This is a genomic window from Bacteroidota bacterium (genome assembly GCA_039714315.1).
Lineage (GTDB): Bacteria > Bacteroidota > Bacteroidia > Flavobacteriales > JADGDT01 > JADGDT01.
The window spans coordinates 1-23,290 of sequence record JBDLJM010000037.1 but is presented as its reverse complement, the minus strand read 5'-3'; the positions used below and the strand labels follow the sequence as shown (position 1 = coordinate 23,290).

Here is a 23,290-nt window from a genome sequence, read left to right as displayed (position 1 = left end):
AAAAGAGCTGTCGGCCTGGGACTAAAACACCGCGAATTTAACTCGTTCATGCCGGAGAAGAGTTAATGTGTTTATGATTTAATGAGAAAATACAACCAGTAACCAGCAACCAGTAACCAGCAACCAGCAACCAGCAACCAGTAACCAGCAACCAGCAACCTGCAAACCTAAAATTTACTACATTTGCACAAAGTTCAATATAATATGCTAAGAAGGATTTTTTTTATAGCGATAATAGCCCTTATTTATTCATGTAAATCAGACAGCGTCTATCTTCCCGATATTGCCGTTGACGAATATGTATACATAAACAATCCTTCCAATATAAAACTACAATCACCGGGCGGATGGGCTTATCATAAAGGAGGAATAAAAGGTCTTATCATTTACAGGACTTCCTCGGAAAAATTCAAAGCCTATGATAGAGCTTGCCCCCACATATCTCCAAACACATGCAGCATATTGAATGTTGAAGACGACATAATTGCAAAATGTGAGTGTGATGAAAAAACCTTTCTATTGGTAACGGGTGAACCTATTGATGGAGCATCTCACGGATTGAAAGAGTACAGAGCTTATTACGACCCGTCAAACGAAACCGTTCATATTGTAAATTAAAATCAAAACACACTGTAAATTCTAACACAGCTTAACCAAAACATTATCTAACAATGCGTTTATTACTTACCATAGCCTTAATTTTCAGCTTCAGCATATATTCAAATGCTCAGGCAAATCACAACAATGAAGAAAGTTTGGTTAAAACATCGAAATTCAACGTCAAAAAAGAAAAGAAACTCTACAAACAACTGGACAATCTGCCTGTATTCGAAAATTCATTTTCAGGGCTGTGTGTCTATGATGTTGAGAAAGGAGAATATGTAGTTCAGTACAACAGCGACAGATATTTTACTCCGGCTTCGAACACTAAAATATTCTCATTTTATTCGGGAATCACAAATATTGGAGACAGGATTCCTACTCTATATTATACCGAGAAAGAAGATTCGCTGATTATCTGGGGAAGCGGAGCTCCAACCCTGCTATATTCCGAATTCGATGACGATGCAGCATTCAAATTCCTGAAAAACACAAAAAAACAAATCTATTTTTCTGATGCCAACTTTTCGAAAGAGCATTTTGGCGCAGGTTGGGCCTGGGACGATTACAACGAAAACTATTCGAAAGATATTTCTCCACTGGCAGTTTACGGCAACGCTGTTAATGTAACCCTTTACCCTAACGGCACATGGGAAGTTAACCCCAAACAATTCAGGGATTCAATAAAAGTATACAGCAACGCTAAAAAGTTCAAACTAAGAAGAGATGAGCGAACTAACAATTTTGAAATGTGGCTTCCGGCAACAAATTCAAAAGACACTCTGCACAAAGAAGTTCCTTTTATAACTTCTACACAGTTAAACCTGAAACTTCTTTCTGACTCTATAAATAAAGAGATCATCTATTTAGACCGAAAAATACACAAAGACGATATAAACCAAAGTATATACGGTATAGCCAGCGACAGCATTTACAAGGTTATGATGCAGGACAGCGACAACTTCCTGGCCGAGTCTGTTCTCCTGATGAGTGCCATGAATATTAAACAAACAGACAGTCTGAACAGAAGTTGCCAGATAGATTACCTGTTGAAAAACGACCTGGCCGATTTAACACATAAACCGCGCTGGGTAGACGGATCAGGACTTTCGAGATATAACCTGTTCACTCCGAAATCGATGGTTGAAATTCTCATAAAAATAAGAGAGGAAGCCATGAGTAAAGATCACAACATGGATAAAATTTTTGAGTTCTTCCCTACCGGTGGAAAAACAGGCACTTTGGATGGTAGATTCAAGGATTTGCCTCCATTTATACACGCCAAAACCGGAACTGTCAGCAATAATCACAATCTGAGTGGCTACCTGATTACCAAATCAGGAAAACTGTTGATTTTCTCGTATATGAACAACCATTACAAGTACAAAACCTCAACTATCAAAAAACAAACCGATACTATTTTAGAGGATTTTTATAAGTATTATTAGGCTGGCGGCCGTGCTATCCGCTAATAGTTTTGCACGAAAAGTTTTTTCGGCTACACAATGCAGCAGGAGTTCACAAGGTCACTCTGCTACATTGAGTCTCAGTAAACTTTTCGTGCAAAAGCTAACGCTGCTATCACTGCCAGGCGGCAGTAGAAAATCGATAATGATGTGATTTGTATTATGTCTGCACTTTACTCATCCGATTACTTTGAGTCATTAGATGAATTTTGCCCCTTTATAAGAATGCGTGAGGGATAGAGCGGTTACCCCACAGAGAGGTATAGACGTCATGTATGACGTCTTATACCGAACGAGGAGTATGAGCGAAAGCCCGACCTGTAGCGGAGCCCTTTGACAATCCTGAGCCCATCGCAGAGCCATCGAAGGGCGGAAGCGGAAGGGCACGCCCAAAAGAAAAAAGGCCATCTCCTATAAAGGAAACAGCCTTCTATTATTAAAAAAAAACTTTTTTATTTATAGATATGAACACCAAACGGATTCTTGATATGCTCGCGTAGCATGTTTGCCTCTGCTTCACGTGCATCAACAACACCTTTCAAGACATCTCCAATAGAAACAACACCAACAATTGCATCGTTATCAAGTATAGGAATATGTCGTATTTTTTTATCAGTCATAACTGCCATAAGATCACTGGCAGTCTGATCGGGTTTTCCTACTATCAAATTCTCTGACAAAGTCATTCTCTCTTTCACGGTAGTTGTTGTAGTTATCATAGATGACGCGGTTTGATAGCACTTGTAAAGAATATCTCTTTCAGTAATTATACCTACCAGATTTCCACCGTCGTTTACTACCAACAATGAACCTATTTTTTTATCGTGCATTTTCTTTACGGCGTTAAACATAACCTCGTTTTCGTTAACCGTGTAAACAATGTCACCTTTTCGCTTTAAAATTTCTGATACTAATGTCTTCATATTATTTGTCGTTTTGGTTCAACTATATTTTCTATTAAATACGATAGACAATATATGAAAGAAAATTAGTTTTTAATATGTTTTAAAACAGGAAATATCACTTTTACATCATTAAATACTGACTGTCAAATACTTTTAATATTAAAAAAAATCGTCTAAAACAGAGTTATCTGCTTTAGACGATTTTAGTGAATTTAATATACTTAACTACTCTTTATCTTTTATACTACTCTAAGATATTTATAGTACAGTTTTGTGATAGTCGGAGTGCGACTTTGAGTCGCGCCCCGACTATTTTAGATCATATTAATTTTCAGGATTCAACATCATGTCGATACCTACAGCGGCTTTGTGTCCGTTGGCAATACCGTGAATAACGTCTGGTCCTTCGATGATATCTCCACCCATAAATAACCAGTCTATTCCTGTTTGGAAATACTCATCAGTTTGAACACGTCCTCTTGGACCGAATTCCAGTTTTTCTTTCATCTCTTCTGTGATGTAAGAAAGATCCATTCCCTGACCGATTGATTCAATAATCATGGTACCGGGCCAGAATTCTTTTGCATCCATATCACACTGCGGGTTGAAACGTCCTTCACCGTCGAACAATGAGTTACATTTTACAACGTGAAGTCCTGTTGGAACACCATCCTTTATTTCGATTGATTGCGGAGCCCATCCGGCATTAACATCACATCCTTCCTCGCGAGCTTCAACAACCTCTTCTAAATCGGCAGGTAAGTTTTCTTCTTTTTCAAGAGCTGTAGCAATAACCTGAACTTTTCCGTATTTAGCTTTTTGTAAACGGGCCATAGTACGGGTAATATCCATTGCTACGTTACCACCTCCAATAACTACAACGCTTTCAGGAACTTCGAATTCCTTACCTTCTACAACCCATCTCAACAGGTCAGGAGAAGCGTAAACGTGTTCGTTATCAGATCCCGGGATACCAGTAGAACGTCCTAGGTGAAGACCTGTTCCTGAGAATACAGCATCGTAGTCTTTTCCTAATTGTTCTAATGTGATATCAGTACCGATATTTACATTGTATTGAATCTCTACCCCTAATGAAAGAATATAGTTGATATCTTTATCGATCTGATCGTAAGGTAAACGATATTCAGGAATACCGTAACGCATCATACCACCGGCTGCTTCAAGTTTTTCGAAGATTTTCACTTCGTAACCCATCAATGCAAGGTAGTGTGCTGCTGATAATCCAGAAGGTCCTGAACCAATAATTGCAACTTTCTTTCCTTTAGGTTGAAGATTCTCAGCTTCAAGAATTTCTTTATATTTTTCAGAAGGATTCTGATCGGCAATGTAACGTTTCAGCCAACGGATAGATAAAGGATCTCCTTTATGACCAAGCGTACAAACTGTCTCACACTTGTGAGTACAAATACGACCACAAATTTCCGGTAATGGGTTTGTATCGTAAAGTATACGTAAACCTTCCTCTAAATCATCGTTACGAATAGCTTTGATGTATTCAGGAATACCCATGTGAGCAGGACAAGTTGCAGTACAAATACCACACTCTACACATCTGTCAGCCTCTTGCTGAGCTTGCTCTTTTGAGTAACCTTTCATCATTTCTATAAATGAATCTCCACGTTCTTCAGGACTAAGCTCGTCCATGTGAACACGGTCTAAAGGATAGAATTCATAATTTGGCTCAGGTTTTTTCCAACCCTTGTCATTATTATCATCCCAATCTTTTTTATCTATACCAGGTATAAATCTAAAATCTTCAGGATCTGTTGATATCCATTTGTACTCGTTACTTAATGTTAATGAGTTTGTTGTACAAACATCAACACAAAGAGCACACCAACAACAACGACCGTAATCGATCATTGGACGTAATCCTGAATCACCATCTTTTGTATCTTTTGCAGGTACTAAGTCAATTGCTTCATTCTCGCAAATATCTTCACAAGAACCACAACCAACACATGCTTCTACATCGTTACGGTGAAAACCTCTATATCTGTCTGCACCGGGACGCTCATTTAAAGGATCTTTTATTGTAACAGGATCTTTAGTTACATTTCCCCAAGCTGTAAACGGTGTTAATAATTTTTTTAAATCCATTTTTACTAATGTTTAATAGTTTAATTGTTTAATCGTTTAATTGTTTTAGGTTGAAGATTCAACAGTTCAACAACTCAACAACTCAACAGTTAAACCAGTTTACCTCTCTATTTCAGGAGGACATGTTGCTAAAGAAACCATAATTGCTGCAGTATCAGCTATATTTGCATTGATAAGCAATCTGTCTAATAATGCATTGGCATGTGTATAAGAGGGTCCTTTTAAGTGAGCACGACGTGGCTTATCGCTACCATCGGTCACAAAGTACATTCCATATTCTCCACGAGAACTCTCACATTTAGCATAAGTTTCTCCTTGAGGAATTTTCCAGTGTAAAACGTTTGGTGTTTGAGCTTTTATATCTCCACCGGGTATTTTGTCTAATATCTGACGAATCAAATCTACAGTCATTTTCAAATCTTCGTAGCGAACAACCGAACGAGCGTAAACATCTCCTTCTGTTTCTACATGAGGTTCAAAATCTAACTTGTCGTAGTGCAAGTAAGGATTAGTTTTACGTACATCACGCATCACTCCTGATCCACGTGCAGCAGGTCCGTAAACTCCGTATTCATCAACCCATTCTTTTGGAATGTGACCTAAACCTTTTGCTCTCGATTCGAAAACAACATTTTGGAAAATCAACTTGTCTATCTTAACAATAAACTCATCAATTAACTTAAGGTTTTCTAACATGCGTTCTTTGAATCCTTCAGGTAAGTTACCACGAACTCCTCCAGGTATAATGTACATGTGATAAACACGACCTCCTGTTAATTCCTCGAAACGATCAAGGATTAAATCACGAAGGTAATTACCCCATTGGTATCCTAAACCTAATGCGAAAGTACCTGCCTGACCCGGAACACCACGTAACAATACTTGTAAACGTGCCATCTCCAAAGAAAGCATTCTTAACCATTTAGCGTTATCAGGAATCTCAATTCCACCTAATTCTTCAACAGCAGTTGATATTAGGTACTCATTAGGATCTGGTTCAGCCACACACAAACGAATAGATGTTGGCATACACTGTACGAATAATCTACGTTCAAGTAATTTCTCAAATGCACGGTGTAGGTATCCTACGTGTGTTTTTGACTCAACAATTTCATCTCCATTAACAGTTAATTCCAATGACATGTTACCTGTAATACCCGGGTGTTGAGGTCCTTGCCAAAGTTTTAGAAACTTATGAGACGTAAGGTCGATGATAGGTTTCCCATTTTCATCGTGTTCTGGATAAAGACTTCTGTCTTCATTCATTGTAAATATTTTACTTTTTCCCATTTCTCAAAAATTAACTGTTATTCTGTTCTCTTTTTGCCTTAGTGTACAACTGAGGATCTTTTGGATCAAGCTTTTCACGCATGTAAGTAGCAGGATCGTTAGTTTCTCTTCCTTCACGAGGGAAGAAAGTTTCCTCGGCAAATTGCTTAGTATCAAAATCTCTACGGTAAGGAGGCATATCGTCCCATCCTTCAAGCATGAAAGGATCGTTTAGACCTGGGCTTGTTGGAAAATCTATTCCGTACATTTCTCTTAGCTCCTGTTGCCATTTTTTTGCATTTGGCCAAAGGTGGTGGATAGACTCCATTGATTCGTAATCCTTATCATTACGTTCTAACATAACACGTACTGCGATCTCTGCTATTTCATAAGGATTGTTAAGCATGTATGTTAATTGCATCTTTCCATCTTCGATCCAGTCTGCTGCAGTAATAAAAGATAATACAGTATAACCATCAATATCTTTAAGATTAGTAATAGCTGCTACAGCTTTAGTCTCATCAACAGTAATGAAAGATAAACCAGGTCTCCTCTCAACTAGGTCGGAGGCACCGAATTTTTCAATCAAATTTTTTATTCCTTTTTGCATTTTTTTTAGCTTTAGGCTGTAGGCTCTATGCTTTAAGCTTATTTCTTATAGCTTATTGCCTATAGCATTATTACCAGTTGTAATCAGGCATATTCCAATCCTTGATAATCTTTCTCTGATTAGCTTTATACCAATCTAGATTCTCAACATACTCGTTAGCCTTATGACCTTTTCCTTCTTTAATTAGCTTTTTCAATTCTCCGAAACCAGCTAATAAAGCCTCAGGACGTGGCATACAACCGGCGATGTAAGCATCTACAGGAAGATAATGATCTAAACGATTTATAGTGTTGTACGAATCGTAATACATTCCACCATTTATAGTACAACTTCCTAAACCAATAACATATTTAGGGCTTGGCATTTGCTCATAAGCTCTAATTGCTCTTTTCAAAGTCTTTACTGAAAGGTATCCTGAAATTATGAATACATTTGACTGACGTGGAGTAGCACGCATTTGCACACCAAAACGATACATATCGAAACGAGGTGTTACAAGTGGTGGGATCTCAATACTACCACATCCGGTACCGAAACCAAGAACCCACAAACTTTCGGCTCTCGCCCAGTTTAGGAATTTCTCAACCGGCCCTTCTTTTACTTTATATGGCTCTGGTTTTTCCTGACTGTAATAGTCATTTAACGGATCAACTTTTATGATCGATCCATCAGGAGCCTCAACCTCGCGTACTTCGTACTCAGGTTTTAAAAATTTATCTTTTTTTACTTCTTCCATTTTTTTACATTTTTGGCTTTCAGTAAATCACTGTAAACCTTTAGCCCTTGACTTTTAACCTTTTAACTATGCACAAAATTGACTCTTTTCGATCTGAACTTGAAATAATGTTTACAAACAAATCGCTTTAATGTCAATCTTCAACTTTTAGCCATCAACTTTGATAAATCACCATAAGTAAATGGCTAACAGCTAAATGCCAACGACAATGAAATTACTTCCAATATGCTGCTACCAGTACAGCGATTATCCCGATTGCTGTTGGCCACTTAAGGAACCAACGTACAGAATCTTCGATTTTGAATCGAGGGAAAACCATTCCTACAAATACTGAGATAAAGTACACGAAGAAAGTCTTAACGATGTACATCAACCACGAATCTGCTCCTCCGAAGAAAAGGTTCATGAACAATGCAGCCTCAACAACGTGAATAATTGCACTGTTAGTTCTCAATACGCTTAAGAATGAAGCATGGTATTCGGTTGGTGGTCCAATCGGAATTTCGTTTGGAGCCTTAACCAGGTTGAACGGTGAGTGACTCATAGCACCCAACATTGCCAACATTCCCGCTATAGAAGCTAATGGATTTGTGAATAAAGTCCAGTTCATAATTCCACCCTGCTGCGCAGCCATAATTTCGTGGAAAGAGAATGTTTGGTGTTGAATAGCAATAGCTATTACTGCTAATGTCATTGGAACTTCAACAGCAGCAAACTGCGATAATCCACGAGAGATACCGATAGCTGCGTGTGGCGAACCACTTTCTGATGCTCCAAGTGCCATTCCCAACATACCGAACGACTGGAAATAAAGTAAAAGGATTAAATCGCCGGCGAAAGAGTAATTACTCCATACCGATGATAAATCGGGCGAGAATAGTACCGGCATGAAAAGAAACATCCCAATACCTCCTACAAGACGGAATGCAGGGCCTATGTAGAACATAAAACCGTGAGACAACCACGTCTTTAAACTTATTAGTTTAATCAGGTCAACCCATGGCTGGTACATCGGCACTCCGATTCTACCTGCAAGTCTTGCCCCTACTCTACGCATTGTTGACGACATTAACATCCCCCAATTCATGACGATGAAAATCCCCAACAATGACCATAAAAATTTTGTTATATCGTAATTCATAACTTATATATATTATCCTAATGCAATTAGGTAGAATACTACAATGTAAACAATGATTTGAACTGCGTAAACCTGTCCGTTCCCGCCGTACAATCTCTTAACCATTCCTGCAAAGTCGAGTACCATAGTACTTACTTTGTTCCAGAAATTTGTAATCTTTGGTGCTACTAAAAATCCGATTGCTTTATTCAATCCGGCAAACATGTTATAAGAAACATGAGTAGTCTCAGGACGGAAAGGTGTCTCGGCAGAATAAGCAATATTGAATTGCTCAAGTTTCTTAGTTTTACCTGTAATCAACCAAAGGTATCCAAGTACTAAAACAAACATTGTTAAGATAATAATCATAACAGCTGTCCCGTTCCAGTGACTTAAAAGAGTTGTTGCTAATCCGTCAGCGTTCCAAACTACAGGATCGCCTGCTAGGTTTAATCCGGCTAACATATTTCCTATTGGTTCCAAAATATCCTGAGGGAATGCAGAGAAATAGAATATACCTGCAATCAAAATATAAGCCGGAATCAATATAGAAGGACTTATCTCAGTCATATTTCTGTGGTTGTCTTTCAACTGACCCAAGAAAATAGAGTGTATAAGTTTAAATGCGTACATAAATGCTATTGTACCTGCAAAGAATACTATCACACCCTGGATATACCATCCTTTAAGAACAACAGCGTTGTAGAACAACCATTTTCCGGCAAATCCTGATAACGGCGGCACACCTGATAAAGTGATGATACCAATTAATACTGCTGTGAAAGATAAAGGCATTTTCTTAATTAAACCTCCCATTTCGTATAGGTTGTGAGTATGTAGTTTTGCTACAATACCACCAATCACCATAAACAGAATAGCTTTGAACAAGAAGTGGTTTATCACGTAAGTGAAACCTGCTAACCATCCAAGTTGAGTCATCATTGCAATAGCAAATAAAATGTATCCTAATTGTCCGATAGAAGAGTAAGCCAACATACGTTTAGCATCCTCCTGGAATGTTGCAGCTAAGTTTCCTACTAATGCAGTGAAAGCTCCAACCCAACCAAGTACAAACAATAAAGTATCACCGTTATTGCCCATGTTAAGGAACAACAACATCAATCCAAATACACCGGCTTTAAGTAATACTGCCGACACCATTGGCGAAACATCAGACTCGGCCTCACCGTGTGCTCCGGGCAACCAAATATGAAGACCCAAAGAAGCAGTTTTTGTCATAAAACCAACAGCCAATAAAGTATATGCAAGTGATGGTAATAAAGTAATATCTCCAAGAGCAGTCAACGACTGAGTAGCTCCTCCAGCAAAGGCAAATCCAAATCCTAACAGAATCAGGTAAGCTCCTGCTACAGAGAACAACATATAAGAATATGCATGAGGTTTAGAGCGTTTTCCACGGATAATTAAGAAATAAGAACCTGCGGTCATTAATTCCCATCCAAAGAAGAATCCAAACATATTATCAGCAGTAATGATAGTTGCCAGACCTGCGTACATTAATAAAGCGGCCGGGTAAAACCCTTCGCGTTTTCCTGACTTGTTGTATCCAACTACAAGAGTAAGAATACCTCCAAGCATAAAGATTGCGAAGAAAATTGTACGCATTAAATCACCCTCGATAAGTGGGTAAAGTATATATGAGTAATAAGCCATACCTGCAATAGAAACAGTGTTCTTTACAAATGCAGGAAGGAAATCAATCAATCCAATTACTAAAATGAATGCCAAAGGAATAAAGTAAGCAGCATAAGCTCCTTCAACATAAGAAACCGACATGAATCCGGCAGCTACAAGAGCCACAGTAGTCAATGCAGCAGGAATAAATTTATTCCACTCTATGTTGATTGTTTCTTCCTCAGAGTTTTCATTTTTCAATACATCACCTACCCAGCGGAAAATATAAATTCCTTCAGCAAATGATCCTATAAGGATAACAGCAGCAATCCATGCATTATTAGAAGATACTAAGCCCATAACAAGCTCGTATTTTGCAAATAAAGACGGGAATGGAGGAAATCCGATAAGCGCAAATACAGCGAAAATAAACATAGTAAGCAATGCCGAATTCTTACGTAGAACCGACCATGAAGCTATGTTTTGTTTTTTGATGATTCCTGAAATCCAGAACAATCCGGCTTTTGCCAAAAAGTGGTTAAGCAACAATGCAAATGCGATGAACTTGAAACTTTCACCTAATACAGGCTCAAGTCCGATAACAGTCATTACCAATCCAATTTGTCCGATTGAAGAATAACCCAACAAACGGTTTGCATTGTTTTGTTGTGTACCAACTAGGTTTGAACCTACAAAAGTTAACAATCCAATAATTACGATATACTGATACCAATCAGCTCCCGCCATTGGAAGAACTTTATAAAGAACAAACAAACTTGCAGTTGCAACACCAGCCGATACCATTGCACCGATACCCGGGTTAGCACTTTCGTACACGTCAAGTCCCCATCCGTTTGCAGGGAAAGGTTTTAACTCAAGTACCAAAACAGCAACTATTAAGAATACTGCAACAGCTCCCGCTTTTGTAGCGCCGATGTTTGCAGCAATAATGCTATCTATATTCAAACTACCTGCAAAGTAATATGCGAATATAATTCCGATTAAAAGCAATCCTGAAATTACTCCTGTAGCAATCATGTATTTCAAACCTGCCTGAAGAGATTTTGAAGTTTTATCCAAAATAATCAATCCTGCAGTAGCGATACTTCCAATCTCAACGAATACGAAAAGGTTGAAAAGATCTCGTGTCATTATTATTACGTTCAAACTCATAATAAGAACCAGGAAAACACTCATTGAAGCATTCCCAACTTTCTTAAGAGTCTGGAACAGGTAAGTACCACCTAAAAGACCAGCTAAGTTTACTAAGAAAGTAAACGCTGCTTCGTCCATTCCCATTCTCAGGTTAATTGAGTATGGAGGTTTAAATCCTGCTGTGAAAATTTCCTGCGTTGTTTCGCTACCGTTTACAAACGCCATAAGCCATTGCCCCGAAACAAAAGTCATAAATGCCAGACCTGCCAACATTAAATAACCAGATACGGTTTTTAAAGATTTCCCGAAAAATCCGAGAAAAAATGCAAGTCCGAGTGCAAGTGCTATAATATATATTGGTCCTACCATTTTAAATCTTTATAGTCATTTATATTCAAACTCTTCTTGTCCTTATAAAGTTTCATTACATAAGCAAGCATCATTGCCGTAACTCCAAGTCCGATTACAATTGATGTTAATACTAATGCCTGAGGTAAAGGATCAACGAATTTCCCGATTTCTTTTCCGGCTTCGTCCAATATTGGAGCTGTTCCGCCTTTGATGTATCCTATGGCAACCATCACAATATTAATACCAGTGGTAAATATTGAGAATCCAAGAATCATCTTAATCATATTTTTTTGCGATAATAAACCATACAATCCGAAAATTGTAAGCGCAAAACCTGTTGATATAATTATATATTCCATGTCTTTTATTTCTCGTTTTGCGATTCAACAAAAATTCCAAGAACATTCGATAATTCCGTTCCTACTTTCAATCCTAAGAATGTGTAGATAATAGGAATTGCACCGGCACTAAGAATTGTACCTACCTGACCAAATCCATATCCGGCAATCTTGTTTGAAAGGAATCCACCATCCATCATCAATGCACCAATAACACCAATCAACACGAATACTAAACCTGAAGTAGATTCAACAAAGTGTATTATTTTGTGATTTAGTTCGAATTTCGGATTAGACAAGAACATCAATAAAGTTCCTGAAGCTATTACAGCTCCCCCTTGAAATCCTCCTCCAGGAGTTAGGTGCCCGTTGACAAATATGTAAACACCAAACATATAAATCATAGGCACTAAAACCTGAGTAGATGTTGTTAATATCTCAGTAATACTTCTTACCTGACGATTTTCTATTCTTTCTTCTTTGCTAAAGCTCAAGAAGAATGAAATTACCGAAGCAGCCAGGAATAATATTGTCACCTCTCCTAAGGTATCAAGACCACGATAAGTTACAACTACCGATGTAACCAGGTTTTGTGCTCCTGTATCTTCCACGCCGTTATCGGCGTAATATTGTCCTACTTCGCTTAATACTTCACTTCCCTGATACGACTCGTACAAAGGAAAAAGAACAACGGCCATTGCTGCTACTAACAGCGCTATCAATGTTTTCTTATCCATTTGTTTGTCTTATTTTGTTTAAAGTGAAGAAAAATATTGCAGTAGTAAGGGCGCTACCAATAGATGCTTCTGTCATTGCAACATCGGGTGCTGCCAATAACAAGAACAAAATTGATGCAATCATACCTACAATACCTGTAGCGATTATAGCAACAGTTAATTTTTTACTGTGAATTGCGAAATATGCTCCTACCATACTTGCTATTCCTAAAATTGCAGCTAAAACAGTTAACATATTTCTATTCTTTAGTTTTTACTTTTTTCAAATGTCCTTCGCTCACTTCCTGCAATTTGTCAACCTTTGTTTCTTTAGAAAGCGGAACTTTCGTGAAATAAGCTGCACGAGCAATTACGTGAGATGATATAGGGTTTGTAAACAATACAAACATCAACATTGCCAATAATTTTGGAGACCATCCCGGAAAGATGAAAGCTATACCAATAATGGTAAGCAATACTCCAAATGTAGAAGCTTTAGTTCCTATCTGAATACGGTTGTAAAAATCGGGCATACGATACAATCCAACTGATGCTATCAGTAATGAAATTGAACCTAATACCAGAAATACACCTCCTATTAATTCGAATATATTTCCCATTACAAACCTCTTTTTAAGAATCGTGAAATAACGATTATACCAATAAAACCAAGTAATGCATAAACTATGGCTACATCAATATAAATCTCTCTTTTAAACAATGTTGCTAACAATAAAATCATTGTAATACCAATGATAGAAATAACATCGATAGCAACAACACGATCTACCTTTTCCGGTCCCTTAACAAATCTGACTAAGGCTACCAAAACGCTGACTAAACTGATCGCTACAGCTGTGTATATCAATATTGAACTATCCATACATTACCTCTAAATATTTTTCAAAAGACGAAACAATTTCTCTTGTACTTTCTTCAGTTTCACCCGATTTTACGTCTACCCAGTGGATGTACAAATCTTCTCCATCCATTTCTAAAGTAAATGTACCGGGCGTAAGAGTAATTGCATTAGCCAATACCATTCTTCCCATCTTTGACTTCAACGTAGTCTTTACCTTCACAATACCAGGATTAATTGGTAAAGCTGGAGAAAGAACTCTCTTTGTGATGCTTAAATTGGCTTTTATCAAAGCTCCTACAAATACAATTACGAAAGAAATTGAAGCAATTATCGCCTTAGGACTTAAGGAAATAGAGCTAAATACCTCGCATTTTGAGCAGAAAATCAATGATACAAGCAAACTTACACCAGCTCCGATAGCTAAAACTTCCATGCTCGCTGAATTATTCAGCAAAAGCCAGAATGCCATCAAAGTCAAAAACATTAGTGCATAATTCTTCATATGATTAATTATTGTTTGAAATAAAATAACGGAAGCAAAAATAAGAGTGTAGATTCTAATTAATCCTGTATTCTGTCATAATTAACTTATAATAATCACCAAATTTGACACACTTAAAACATGTAAATGTTATAGGTTTACTAATATTATAAACGTTTGATATTAACAAATGTTAAAGATGTGTTTTTTAATACCAAATGAAATAGCTATTAATTATTATAATAAATTACCTTTGCACTCTCAAAAATGCAAAAGATGACATTTAACAAATCACAATATCAGGATTTAGACTGTAAAGGAAGGTCGCGCTGTTTCGACATGCTAACAGATGAGGAGATGGAGGCTTTGGAGCAATCTAAATTGATTGTTAGATATAAAAAAGGGGAGGTTATTGCCAAACAAGGGTCTTCGAGTAGTGATATCCTATTCTTACAGGACGGTTTTGTGAAATTTTATAAAGAATACCCAAATACACGAACTCTATCCCTTATTGAGCGAAAATGTAATTTTATCGGACTATACAGTCTTTTCGTTGAAACCTCGACTCAATACACCTTAGTTGCCCTGACTGATGTAGTTGTATGCAGCTTCAGCAAATCACTTTTTGAGAAACTTATGCATAAAAATAATGCCTTTGCAATAGAAACCGTAAAAAAAATAAACGTAAAGACATTAAACACATTCAACAATTTATCCAATAACTCATCAAAGCAGATGCATGGCCGCCTTGCCTGGGCACTGTTAGAGTTATCACAAAGTGTTTTTCAAAGCGATTCGTTAAAACCTGAATTAAGCCGTAAAGATTTGGCTGAATTTACAAATATGTCTGTAATGAGTGTTGGAAGGATACTTAGAGAGTTAAATGATGAAAACATTATAGAACTTAAAAAAGACCACATCGAGATTACAAATAAGGAAAAACTGGTTTTGCTTTGTAAAAAAGGATAAGCCGGGTTCACTGACATTTAGCAAATCTCAATCCACTATTGTGCTAAAAATAAAAGAAATAGAATATAACTCTGATGAATACATCGCTTCAGTAGACCTTAGAGATAAAATATTACGTAAACCAATAGGCTTAAAATTTACTGAGGAGTTTTTAGCCAAAGATGTCCGAGATTTCCACATAGGCGCTTTTATCAGTGGCAAACTGGTTTCCATATTAATTTTATCCCCGGTAAATACGCACGAAATTAAAATGCGGCAGGTAGCTGTTGACAATTCTTTATCAGGACAGGGAATTGGGTCGAAACTTGTTGAGTATTCAGAAAAATTCTCAAGACAAAAGGGGTTTAGAACAATGTTACTTCACGCAAGAGAATCGGCTATGGAATTTTATAAAAAACTCAATTATAAAGTGGTTGGAGAAAAGTTTTTCGAAGTTGGAATAGCCCACTTTAAAATGGAAAAGGCTCTGTAATTTAAAATAAAATCCGTAATTGACCGATGCTGTTTCCCGGATAAACCAAAATAACCTACATTCGCAAAAAACATAAGAGATGACAGTAAAGTTAATTGTTGCCAAAGCAGAAAACGATGCAATAGGAAAAGGAAACGACTTAATTTGGCGTTTACCTGCCGATTTAAAATTTTTTAAAGCCACTACTCTTGGACATACTCTTATTATGGGTCGTAAAACCTTTGAGTCAATTGGAAAACCACTGCCGGGCAGAACAACAATTATCATTACCAGAGATAAAGGATACAAGCAGGAAGGATGCAAAATAGCCCATTCTATCGAAGAAGCATTAAGTATTGTAGAAAACGATGACTCTCCATTTATAGCAGGAGGAGCTACAATATACCAACAGGCACTAGACAGCAATTTAATAGATGAAATGATTATTACGGAAGTTCATAGTGAATTTGAAGCCGATGCATTCTTTCCAAAATTTGATCTATCTGCATGGAAAGAACTCGCTCGAGAAAAACATACGGCCGATGAGAAAAACAAATATGATTATAGTTTTGTGAGCTATCGGAAAATTTAATGATTCAATGCTCTAATGATTTATCTGCTATTTGCGGTTGTGCATACTTTTTCCTGAAACAAGTTCAGGGTAAACTTTTTCCTTTTACCTTAATTTTTCCATATCTTTAGTTCATATTAACTCTTGATTATGAACGACCTTGTAGAAAAATCCCCCTTTCCCGACATGGATAGCGAAAGAATCACTCTCGCACACGGCAGTGGTGGCAAACTCACAAACAGACTTCTCGACAACGGTGTTTTTAAGCTTTTCGACAATGATAAACTTCAAAAGCGTGACGACGGAGCTGTTTTCAACATGAATGGAGATATTGCTTTCTCTACAGACAGTTTTGTTATCTCTCCAATATTTTTTCCGGGAGGCGATATAGGAGAATTAGCAGTTAATGGAACTGTTAATGATGTGGCGATGACCGGAGGTATTCCAAAATATATTTCACTGGCATTTATAATTGAAGAAGGAATGTTGGTTTCAGACCTGTGGAAAATTTTACTATCCATAAAATCGGCTGCAGATAAATCGGGAGTACAAATAGTAACCGGCGATACAAAAGTTGTAGAAAAAGGTCATGGTGATCAGATTTTCATAAACACAACCGGTGTTGGTGAAATGCATCCAAAGGCTGAACTTGACATGAGTAAAATTTCAACTGGTGACAAAATAATAATAAGCGGAAATGTAGCTAACCACGGAATCGCAATCCTTTCAAAAAGAGAAGGACTGGAATTTGAATCAGAAATTGAAAGCGATACAGTTAATTTAAACTATCTGGTAAAAGAAATCCTTGACAAGCACGGAAGCGCCGTCAAACTATTTCGCGATCCTACAAGAGGTGGTGTTGCTACGGTTCTTAATGAAATAGCGATTCAGACCAAAACCGGGATCAGCATAAACTCTGATGAAATACCCGTTGAAAAACAGGTTAATGGTGCTTGTGAACTTTTCGGACTGGATCCATTATATGTTGCAAACGAAGGTATCATGATCACAATAGTAGATCCTTCTGAAGCAGATAAAATCCTATCCACAATGCAAAACCTCCCTGAGGGTGTTAATTCAAAAATAATCGGAGAAATTACAAGCGAGCATATAGGAAAAGTTGTAAGCAACGGAATTTTTGGAGGTGCCAGAGTTGTAAGTATGCCCATTGCTGAACAATTACCGAGGATATGCTAAAGGCTAAAAATTATTAATGTTGAATTCTCTGCCGTTTCGCCTCAAACAAAATAATAGCTGCAGAAACAGAAACATTCATCGAATCTATCTCCCCTTCCATTGGAATAATAATATTCTGTGTTGAAGCCTCAAGCCATTCACCGGTAAGTCCGGTTGCTTCAGTTCCAACAACGATCGCTGTCGGACCGGTGAAATCAACTTCATGATATGGTTTAGATGCCGTTAAAGCAGCCGAATAAACATTCACTTTATTACTTTTAAGCCACGAAATAACCTCTTCATTTGTTCCGGCAACAACCTTATTGGTAAAAATACACCCCACACTAGAGCGAATTACATTCGGATTATATAAATCGGCCTTGGGGTTTGAAATAATTACAGCGTCAATATTAGCAGCATCCGCTGTTCTTAAAATAGCACCAATATTCCCGGGCTTCTCAATTCCTTCCCCTATAAGAATAAGGGGGTTAGACGACTTCAGCTCCAGACTATCAATATCGTGACTTTTCGACTTTCCAACTGCTACTATTCCCTCAGTTGTATCGCGATAAGCTAACTTTTTATAAACTTCTTCGGTAATAGTTATTAGTTCAGGGATATTTTTACCATAGAACAAAGATTCAATCTTAGCTACATCAATTATTCTGGGAAGGAATAGAATTTTTTCAATTTCGTAAGTTCCTTTTAATGCCAGGCTTAACTCGCGTACTCCCTCAATCAAAAAGAGACCTTTTTTCTTTCTTAATCTCGATTTATCTTTCAGTTGTATAAGCTCTTTAATCAAAGAGTTTTGAGTGCTGGATATTTCTTTAATCATAGCCTTAAGTATAATTTAAGATTTAACTTAGTCGATTCTTCGAATTCTATACTTTATATTTTTTATGTAATCCTCTGGTAATTTTCACCGATACATCCAGTAAAATAATTCTTGGATTTCCATTTCTTTCAAGATGAAAAATAGCCAAATCAAGTTCATTTATCAAGTCAAAAATATTCTGACCGTGAACAAATTTAATGAAACTCTCAAATTTAAAGCCTTTGGCTTCGAGCTTTAAAAATGACAAATCTTTAGCTTCATAATTCTCAAGGAGAGCCTGACGAAAAACTCTGGTTGCGTACTTTAAAAAGTTAATTTGAAACTGCTTTCCATTCGACGCCATTAAATCGGCCCAATCGATCAACATTTTAATATCGGCTTTGAACGATCCTCTCACCCAATCAACAAATAACTCCTGGAATCTGCCTTCATCTTTATCTTCCAGCACTAAACTCCTTGCCTTATTTATATTTCCGCCAACCCTAATCGCTATATCTGCAGCTTTATCGCTTTCTAACTCCAGATTTTCGACAAGGTAATTTTGTACATTTTCATCACTGAGCCTTTTGAAATATACTATTTGAGTTCTTGACAAAATAGTTTTTATTATTGCTTCATCATCTTCGGTAACAAAAATAAACAGCGACTTCCCTGTTGGTTCCTCGATCAGCTTCAGAAGTTTGTTAGCCGTTTGGGTATTCATAAATTCCGGCATCCAGATTATCATAACCTTAAACTCACCTTCATAGGCTTTTAAGGTCATACTTTTCACAATATCTGCTGCCTCATCAACCCCAATACGCCCCGCTTTCTTCTCTATACCAATCTTTTCGTACCAATCCTGAATATTCGCATATTTGTCTTCTGAAATAAACTCCCTCCAATAACTAATGAAATCTTTAGAAATAGGCTTCGACTTAACCTCAGTAGTTGTATTTACAGGATATACAAAATGTAAATCAGGGTGATTTAAATCTTCAATTTTTTTGTCACATATTTCCTTATTCTGACTTTGCGAGCATAACACATATTGTGCGTATGCCAAAGCCACCTGCAATACTCCTGACCCTTCCGGTCCAGAAAACAATTGTGCATGACTAACCTTCTGACGGTCTACTGAACTCTTTAAATGCTCTATTACCCGTTCGTGTCCTATAATTTCATCAAATAGCATGCGCAAATCTAAGTTATATTATTAAACATTCACAACCTCTACGTCATCTTTCAAATAAACAAGGAGTTTTTTATCCACATTGTACCCCAACTGCTCTAAAGCATCGGCATAGGTATTAATCTGTACATCGTGCTCCTCTGTTCTTACTCCTGTTTTATAATCTATCACAGTTGTTTTATTGTCGTTGATAACAACTCTGTCGGGGCGTAAAATATTATTGTCAGACAGAATAATATCCTGTTCATTTTTTACAATACTACCCTCTGCAAACAGGCCTTCAAGCTCAGAATGAGAAACAACCTTATCGATCAAACCCTTAAGTTTACCAACTATATTTTCATCAATACTTCCATCTACCACCAAATTATCTACGACTTTCGGGGCATCTGATTTATATTGAATTTGCGATAAAGTATAATGAACAAGATTTCCATATTCGCTCTCCGTAATCTCCCCGATATTCCAGAACCTCGGAGCTTCCAAACTCATTCTAACCCGATCTGTCCATTTATAGGAGTTAAGCTTACCAAGCTCATATTTTTTTACACCGGCATTATCTTCAGTTTTAGCGAATTCTTTTTTTCCAAAACAAAATTTATCGTTTTCTGTAATTAAATTACCTGATAAATACTCCGAACTTGACTTTAAATAAGCCGAAAAATATTCCGATAGTTTTTTTCTTTTATCATTGTAAGTGATAACATAAAGTCTTTGTACGGGACGGGTAATTGCAACATACAGCAAATTTAAATTATCAAGTTTTAGCTCATTTTCGTGTCGGGCATATATTTGCTCCCCCTTTTCGGTAAAAGCCAACTCTTTATTTAACGGAACCAGAGCACTTTTAATTCCATTAAAATTTTCCTCAGCATTTTCTAAAGGTATCCATGTCCTGGCATTTCTGTCTCCCGTCATCCAGTTAGCATAAGGAAATATTACAATCGGGAATTCCAAACCTTTGGATTTATGTATAGTCATTACCTGAACAGCATCCAGACCTTCAGGAATTACAAGACTTAATTTATCCTTTTTTTCTTCCCAGTGCTCCAGAAAAGAATTAATACCGGTATTATTTTTTGAACTGAAGTTAAGAACGAAGTCCAGAAAAAACTGAATTTCGGTAGATGCAGATTCTGCGATATCAAAAACCCTAATAAACTCTTCTACGGCGTCATATAGTGGCAATCTCAAAAAATCATTTAAGCTAAATGTCACTCCGTAATCTTTGAGTTTTTCAAAAAAACTGAATGCATCAAGCGAAATAAACTCGGTATAAATATCATGCCTGTCCTTTGAAGCAATATCAATAGCAGAAGAATTAATAAGATATTCAACAGCTTTTAAACGGGCATCAAAATCATCATTAGAATTAATTAATTTTAATGACTGAATACAGAAATCAACCTGTTCCACATTCTTTATCAGCAATGATTCCTTAGAAACAACACTTATATCCTGTTCCATTAAATAATTAGAAATTGAAACACCTTCCCTGTTATTTCTTGTAAGTATACAAATATCACTCAATCTGTAACCTTCGTCAACTAAATCGCGGATTACGACTTCTATCTTTTGATTGTTTTGATCATCAAAATCTTCTAATTCGTTTTTTTCGATAAAATCAATTTCAACATATCCTCCCGACTTACTATTACTTTTCTGCTTATTCCCTTCAATATACATTTCCTCATAACTGACGTTGGTAAATGTATTAGCAGTAAACCTGAAAAAATCATTACTAAAATCAATTATCTGACTATAGCTGCGATAGTTTTTATCGAGTGTGGCAGGCGATATATCAAAAGGGAAATCAACTTTACCCTGACTTAAATTGATAAACTGCTCAGCTTTTCCACCTCTCCATCTGTAAATAGCCTGTTTACCATCACCAACAATAACACATTTCCCTCCGGTAGCTATTGAATTTTCGATTAACGGAATAAGGTTTTCCCATTGTAAAACAGAAGTATCCTGAAATTCATCGATAAAAAAATACTGGAACTTCTCCCCTATACGCTCATAAATATAGGGTACGGGCTGATCCTTTATCTCTTTAGAAATACGCTTATTAAATTCAGAAATAAAAAGCACATTATTGTGTTTCTTAATCTCTTCCAATTCTTTATCTATCTCATTAAGAACTGTAATAGAATCAATATTTCGGAGAATAAGCCTTATTAGTACAACCAAAGTTCCGTACTCTTCTACCCATTTTCTGCTTGAACTATAATAATCTGATAAATCATCGAAAATGGAATCTATAACAGATGCCCATGTCTCCTTCGATTTAGCCTTTGAATACAACTGTCCTTTCTCGAAAAGTCCGTTAACCTGCTTAGGTGTCTCAATATCGAACTTTCCGGCAGAGCACTTATTGAAATATTTGGGAGTAGCTTTATAAGAAAACATCTCATCCGACAAATCATGAGCACTGATCAGCTCTAATGCGTTATGCCCTGTTTTTTTCAGTTGTTCAATAGCCGATGCTTCCAGTTTACGAAGACTCTTTCCAAGTTCCACGAAATCTTCGATTGAATAATTCTTCAGTTCATCAACTTCAGAAGCACTTTCTTCCTTAAACAACTCACTTGATATTTCCTTCAAAGAATAAGATATATCCCAGGCTTTTTCATCCCGCAACTTTCTCAAAGAAAAATTCGCTAAAGCGTTTGTAAGATTTTCATTGCTTCCAATTTTAGAAATCAATACATCAACAGCATCGGAAAGTATGGAATTATGATCCATTTCCACATCAAAATTAATCGGCAAGTCCAAATCGAACGAAAAAGTCCTGATCAGCTTATGCGTGAACTTATCAATTGTAGAAATATTAAACTTGGAATAATCGTGTAATATCCTTGAGGCAACATTATTCGCCCTTTCAGAAATTATTACCCGGTCTATTTGTAACTCACGCTCTAAATCCAACAAAAGATCACTTGGATTTTTCAATGCTTCGGCCCGGCCAATTTCTTTCAGCTGCTTAAATATACGTTCCTTCATTTCGCCGGCAGCCTTATTTGTAAAAGTAATTGCCAGAATATTTTGATACTTAAACGGTGATGAAGAAGAAAGTACTATTTTCAGATATTCCTTTACAATGGTATATGTTTTACCCGAGCCGGCAGATGCATTATAAACTGTGAAATTCGAAGACATTTATCAAGTAGTTTTTTGCTAATGTAAAACATTATTCAATCAATTTTAATGTCAAACCGCTTTCTTAAAAAAAAAAGAAGGCTTGTAGAGATTCTACAAGCCTAGCAACTACCCAAATTTACCATGAAAAAGTAACTCTTATGACTTACTTACCAGACAAATATATAAATAAAAATCAATCTGCAAAGTATTTTTTAGAAAAAAACGTTTATTGGGAACTATTCCAAATGTTAGAATATATGACAAGAAAAAAAAGCTATGAAAAAAAGAAGGCTTGTAGAGATTCTACAAGCCTAGCAACTACCCAAATTTACCATGAAAAAGCAACTCTTATGACTTACTTACAGGACAAATATATAAATAAAAACTTACTCCAAAAACATTTTTCACAATAAAATAACTAAAATGGGAAAAAATCCCATTTTAGGAATTTCATAAGTAAGTCATATTTTTGGGGAGAAAATCATATAAAGCGTTTGGTTCGACCTATTCAGTCTATGGTTTACTGCATTTATTTCTCATTAATGAATAATCAATTGGATGAGGGGGTAAAGTTGACAATATTATATTTTGTACTACTGTAAGTA

23 protein-coding genes are annotated in these 23,290 nt (G+C 36.6%); 7 read left to right on the top strand and 16 right to left on the bottom strand.

The features are described 5' to 3' along the window. Positions 1 to 204 precede the first annotated feature (204 nt). Positions 205 to 618 (top strand): hypothetical protein, encoded by a 414-nt coding sequence (locus ABFR62_05805; protein ID MEN8137927.1) that lies wholly within the window; start codon positions 205 to 207, stop codon positions 616 to 618. 53 nt (positions 619 to 671) lie between these two features. Further along, positions 672 to 2,048 carry a D-alanyl-D-alanine carboxypeptidase gene (locus ABFR62_05800; protein MEN8137926.1) on the top strand — a complete coding sequence of 459 codons (1,377 nt, stop codon included), beginning with the start codon at positions 672 to 674 and terminating at the stop codon, positions 2,046 to 2,048. A gap of 470 nt (positions 2,049 to 2,518) precedes the next feature. Here the strand turns inward: ABFR62_05800 and ABFR62_05795 are convergent, their stop codons facing one another. The 13 genes from ABFR62_05795 to ABFR62_05735 all read right to left on the bottom strand — a co-directional run bounded on the left by ABFR62_05795 (position 2,519) and on the right by ABFR62_05735 (position 14,386). Further along, positions 2,519 to 2,989: a CBS domain-containing protein gene (locus tag ABFR62_05795; GenBank protein MEN8137925.1), complete on the bottom strand. Its 471-nt coding sequence runs from the start codon at positions 2,987 to 2,989 to the stop codon at positions 2,519 to 2,521. Between the two features lie 306 nt (positions 2,990 to 3,295). Further along, positions 3,296 to 5,092 (bottom strand): FAD-dependent oxidoreductase, encoded by a 1,797-nt coding sequence (locus tag ABFR62_05790; GenBank protein MEN8137924.1) that lies wholly within the window; start codon positions 5,090 to 5,092, stop codon positions 3,296 to 3,298. 99 nt (positions 5,093 to 5,191) lie between these two features. Next, positions 5,192 to 6,382 (bottom strand): NADH-quinone oxidoreductase subunit D, encoded by a 1,191-nt coding sequence (locus ABFR62_05785; protein MEN8137923.1) that lies wholly within the window; start codon positions 6,380 to 6,382, stop codon positions 5,192 to 5,194. Between the two features lie 10 nt (positions 6,383 to 6,392). After that, positions 6,393 to 6,971 (bottom strand): NADH-quinone oxidoreductase subunit C, encoded by a 579-nt coding sequence (locus tag ABFR62_05780; GenBank protein ID MEN8137922.1) that lies wholly within the window; start codon positions 6,969 to 6,971, stop codon positions 6,393 to 6,395. 70 nt (positions 6,972 to 7,041) lie between these two features. Next, complete coding sequence (nuoB, locus tag ABFR62_05775; protein MEN8137921.1) at positions 7,042 to 7,707, bottom strand: NADH-quinone oxidoreductase subunit NuoB; 666 nt, start codon at positions 7,705 to 7,707, stop codon at positions 7,042 to 7,044. Positions 7,708 to 7,921: 214 nt separating this feature from the next. Beyond that, positions 7,922 to 8,848, bottom strand: coding sequence for a complex I subunit 1 family protein (locus tag ABFR62_05770; protein ID MEN8137920.1), 927 nt, complete (start codon positions 8,846 to 8,848; stop codon positions 7,922 to 7,924). A 12-nt stretch (positions 8,849 to 8,860) separates the two neighbouring features. Next, on the bottom strand, positions 8,861 to 11,986 hold the full coding sequence (locus tag ABFR62_05765) for a proton-conducting transporter membrane subunit (GenBank protein ID MEN8137919.1): 3,126 nt from the start codon (positions 11,984 to 11,986) through the stop codon (positions 8,861 to 8,863). Next, positions 11,980 to 12,327: a sodium:proton antiporter gene (locus ABFR62_05760; GenBank protein ID MEN8137918.1), complete on the bottom strand. Its 348-nt coding sequence runs from the start codon at positions 12,325 to 12,327 to the stop codon at positions 11,980 to 11,982. Before ABFR62_05760 ends, ABFR62_05765 begins: the two co-directional genes overlap by 7 nt. Before the next feature lie 5 nt (positions 12,328 to 12,332). Next, a complete protein-coding gene (locus ABFR62_05755; protein ID MEN8137917.1) occupies positions 12,333 to 13,043 on the bottom strand; it encodes a Na(+)/H(+) antiporter subunit B in 711 nt (236 codons plus the stop codon). Next, on the bottom strand, positions 13,036 to 13,278 hold the full coding sequence (locus tag ABFR62_05750) for a hydrogenase subunit MbhD domain-containing protein (protein MEN8137916.1): 243 nt from the start codon (positions 13,276 to 13,278) through the stop codon (positions 13,036 to 13,038). Before ABFR62_05750 ends, ABFR62_05755 begins: the two co-directional genes overlap by 8 nt. Before the next feature lie 4 nt (positions 13,279 to 13,282). Then, positions 13,283 to 13,642 carry a monovalent cation/H(+) antiporter subunit G gene (gene mnhG, locus ABFR62_05745; protein ID MEN8137915.1) on the bottom strand — a complete coding sequence of 120 codons (360 nt, stop codon included), beginning with the start codon at positions 13,640 to 13,642 and terminating at the stop codon, positions 13,283 to 13,285. Continuing rightward, positions 13,642 to 13,905 (bottom strand): monovalent cation/H+ antiporter complex subunit F, encoded by a 264-nt coding sequence (locus ABFR62_05740; GenBank protein ID MEN8137914.1) that lies wholly within the window; start codon positions 13,903 to 13,905, stop codon positions 13,642 to 13,644. The genes mnhG and ABFR62_05740 overlap by 1 nt, the downstream gene beginning before the upstream one ends. Then, a complete protein-coding gene (locus ABFR62_05735; protein ID MEN8137913.1) occupies positions 13,898 to 14,386 on the bottom strand; it encodes a Na+/H+ antiporter subunit E in 489 nt (162 codons plus the stop codon). The genes ABFR62_05740 and ABFR62_05735 overlap by 8 nt, the downstream gene beginning before the upstream one ends. 255 nt (positions 14,387 to 14,641) lie before the next feature. Between ABFR62_05735 and ABFR62_05730 the strand changes: the two genes are divergently transcribed. The 4 genes from ABFR62_05730 (at position 14,642) to hypE (ending at position 17,553) form a co-directional block, all read left to right on the top strand. After that, on the top strand, positions 14,642 to 15,334 hold the full coding sequence (locus ABFR62_05730) for a Crp/Fnr family transcriptional regulator (GenBank protein MEN8137912.1): 693 nt from the start codon (positions 14,642 to 14,644) through the stop codon (positions 15,332 to 15,334). A 40-nt stretch (positions 15,335 to 15,374) separates the two neighbouring features. Next, positions 15,375 to 15,806 (top strand): GNAT family N-acetyltransferase, encoded by a 432-nt coding sequence (locus ABFR62_05725; protein MEN8137911.1) that lies wholly within the window; start codon positions 15,375 to 15,377, stop codon positions 15,804 to 15,806. A 79-nt stretch (positions 15,807 to 15,885) separates the two neighbouring features. Further along, a complete protein-coding gene (locus ABFR62_05720) occupies positions 15,886 to 16,377 on the top strand; it encodes a dihydrofolate reductase (GenBank protein ID MEN8137910.1) in 492 nt (163 codons plus the stop codon). A gap of 129 nt (positions 16,378 to 16,506) precedes the next feature. Next, the gene (gene hypE / locus ABFR62_05715; protein MEN8137909.1) at positions 16,507 to 17,553 is read left to right on the top strand and encodes a hydrogenase expression/formation protein HypE; all 1,047 of its coding nucleotides are present in this window, start codon (positions 16,507 to 16,509) and stop codon (positions 17,551 to 17,553) included. Between the two features lie 13 nt (positions 17,554 to 17,566). Here hypE and ABFR62_05710 read toward each other — a convergent pair whose 3' ends face one another. From ABFR62_05710 to ABFR62_05700, 3 genes are read right to left on the bottom strand one after another with little or no spacing between them, the layout of a single operon-like run. Next, entirely contained in the window at positions 17,567 to 18,367 is an 801-nt protein-coding gene (locus ABFR62_05710) for an RNA methyltransferase (GenBank protein ID MEN8137908.1), read from the bottom strand. Between the two features lie 49 nt (positions 18,368 to 18,416). Next, entirely contained in the window at positions 18,417 to 19,544 is a 1,128-nt protein-coding gene (locus ABFR62_05705; protein ID MEN8137907.1) for a DNA polymerase III subunit delta', read from the bottom strand. A 21-nt stretch (positions 19,545 to 19,565) separates the two neighbouring features. Beyond that, positions 19,566 to 22,703 carry a UvrD-helicase domain-containing protein gene (locus ABFR62_05700; protein ID MEN8137906.1) on the bottom strand — a complete coding sequence of 1,046 codons (3,138 nt, stop codon included), beginning with the start codon at positions 22,701 to 22,703 and terminating at the stop codon, positions 19,566 to 19,568. 140 nt (positions 22,704 to 22,843) lie between these two features. On the opposite strand from ABFR62_05700, the gene ABFR62_05695 reads away from it, so the two are divergent. After that, positions 22,844 to 23,098: a hypothetical protein gene (locus ABFR62_05695; GenBank protein MEN8137905.1), complete on the top strand. Its 255-nt coding sequence runs from the start codon at positions 22,844 to 22,846 to the stop codon at positions 23,096 to 23,098. The last annotated feature ends 192 nt before the right edge of the window (positions 23,099 to 23,290 follow it).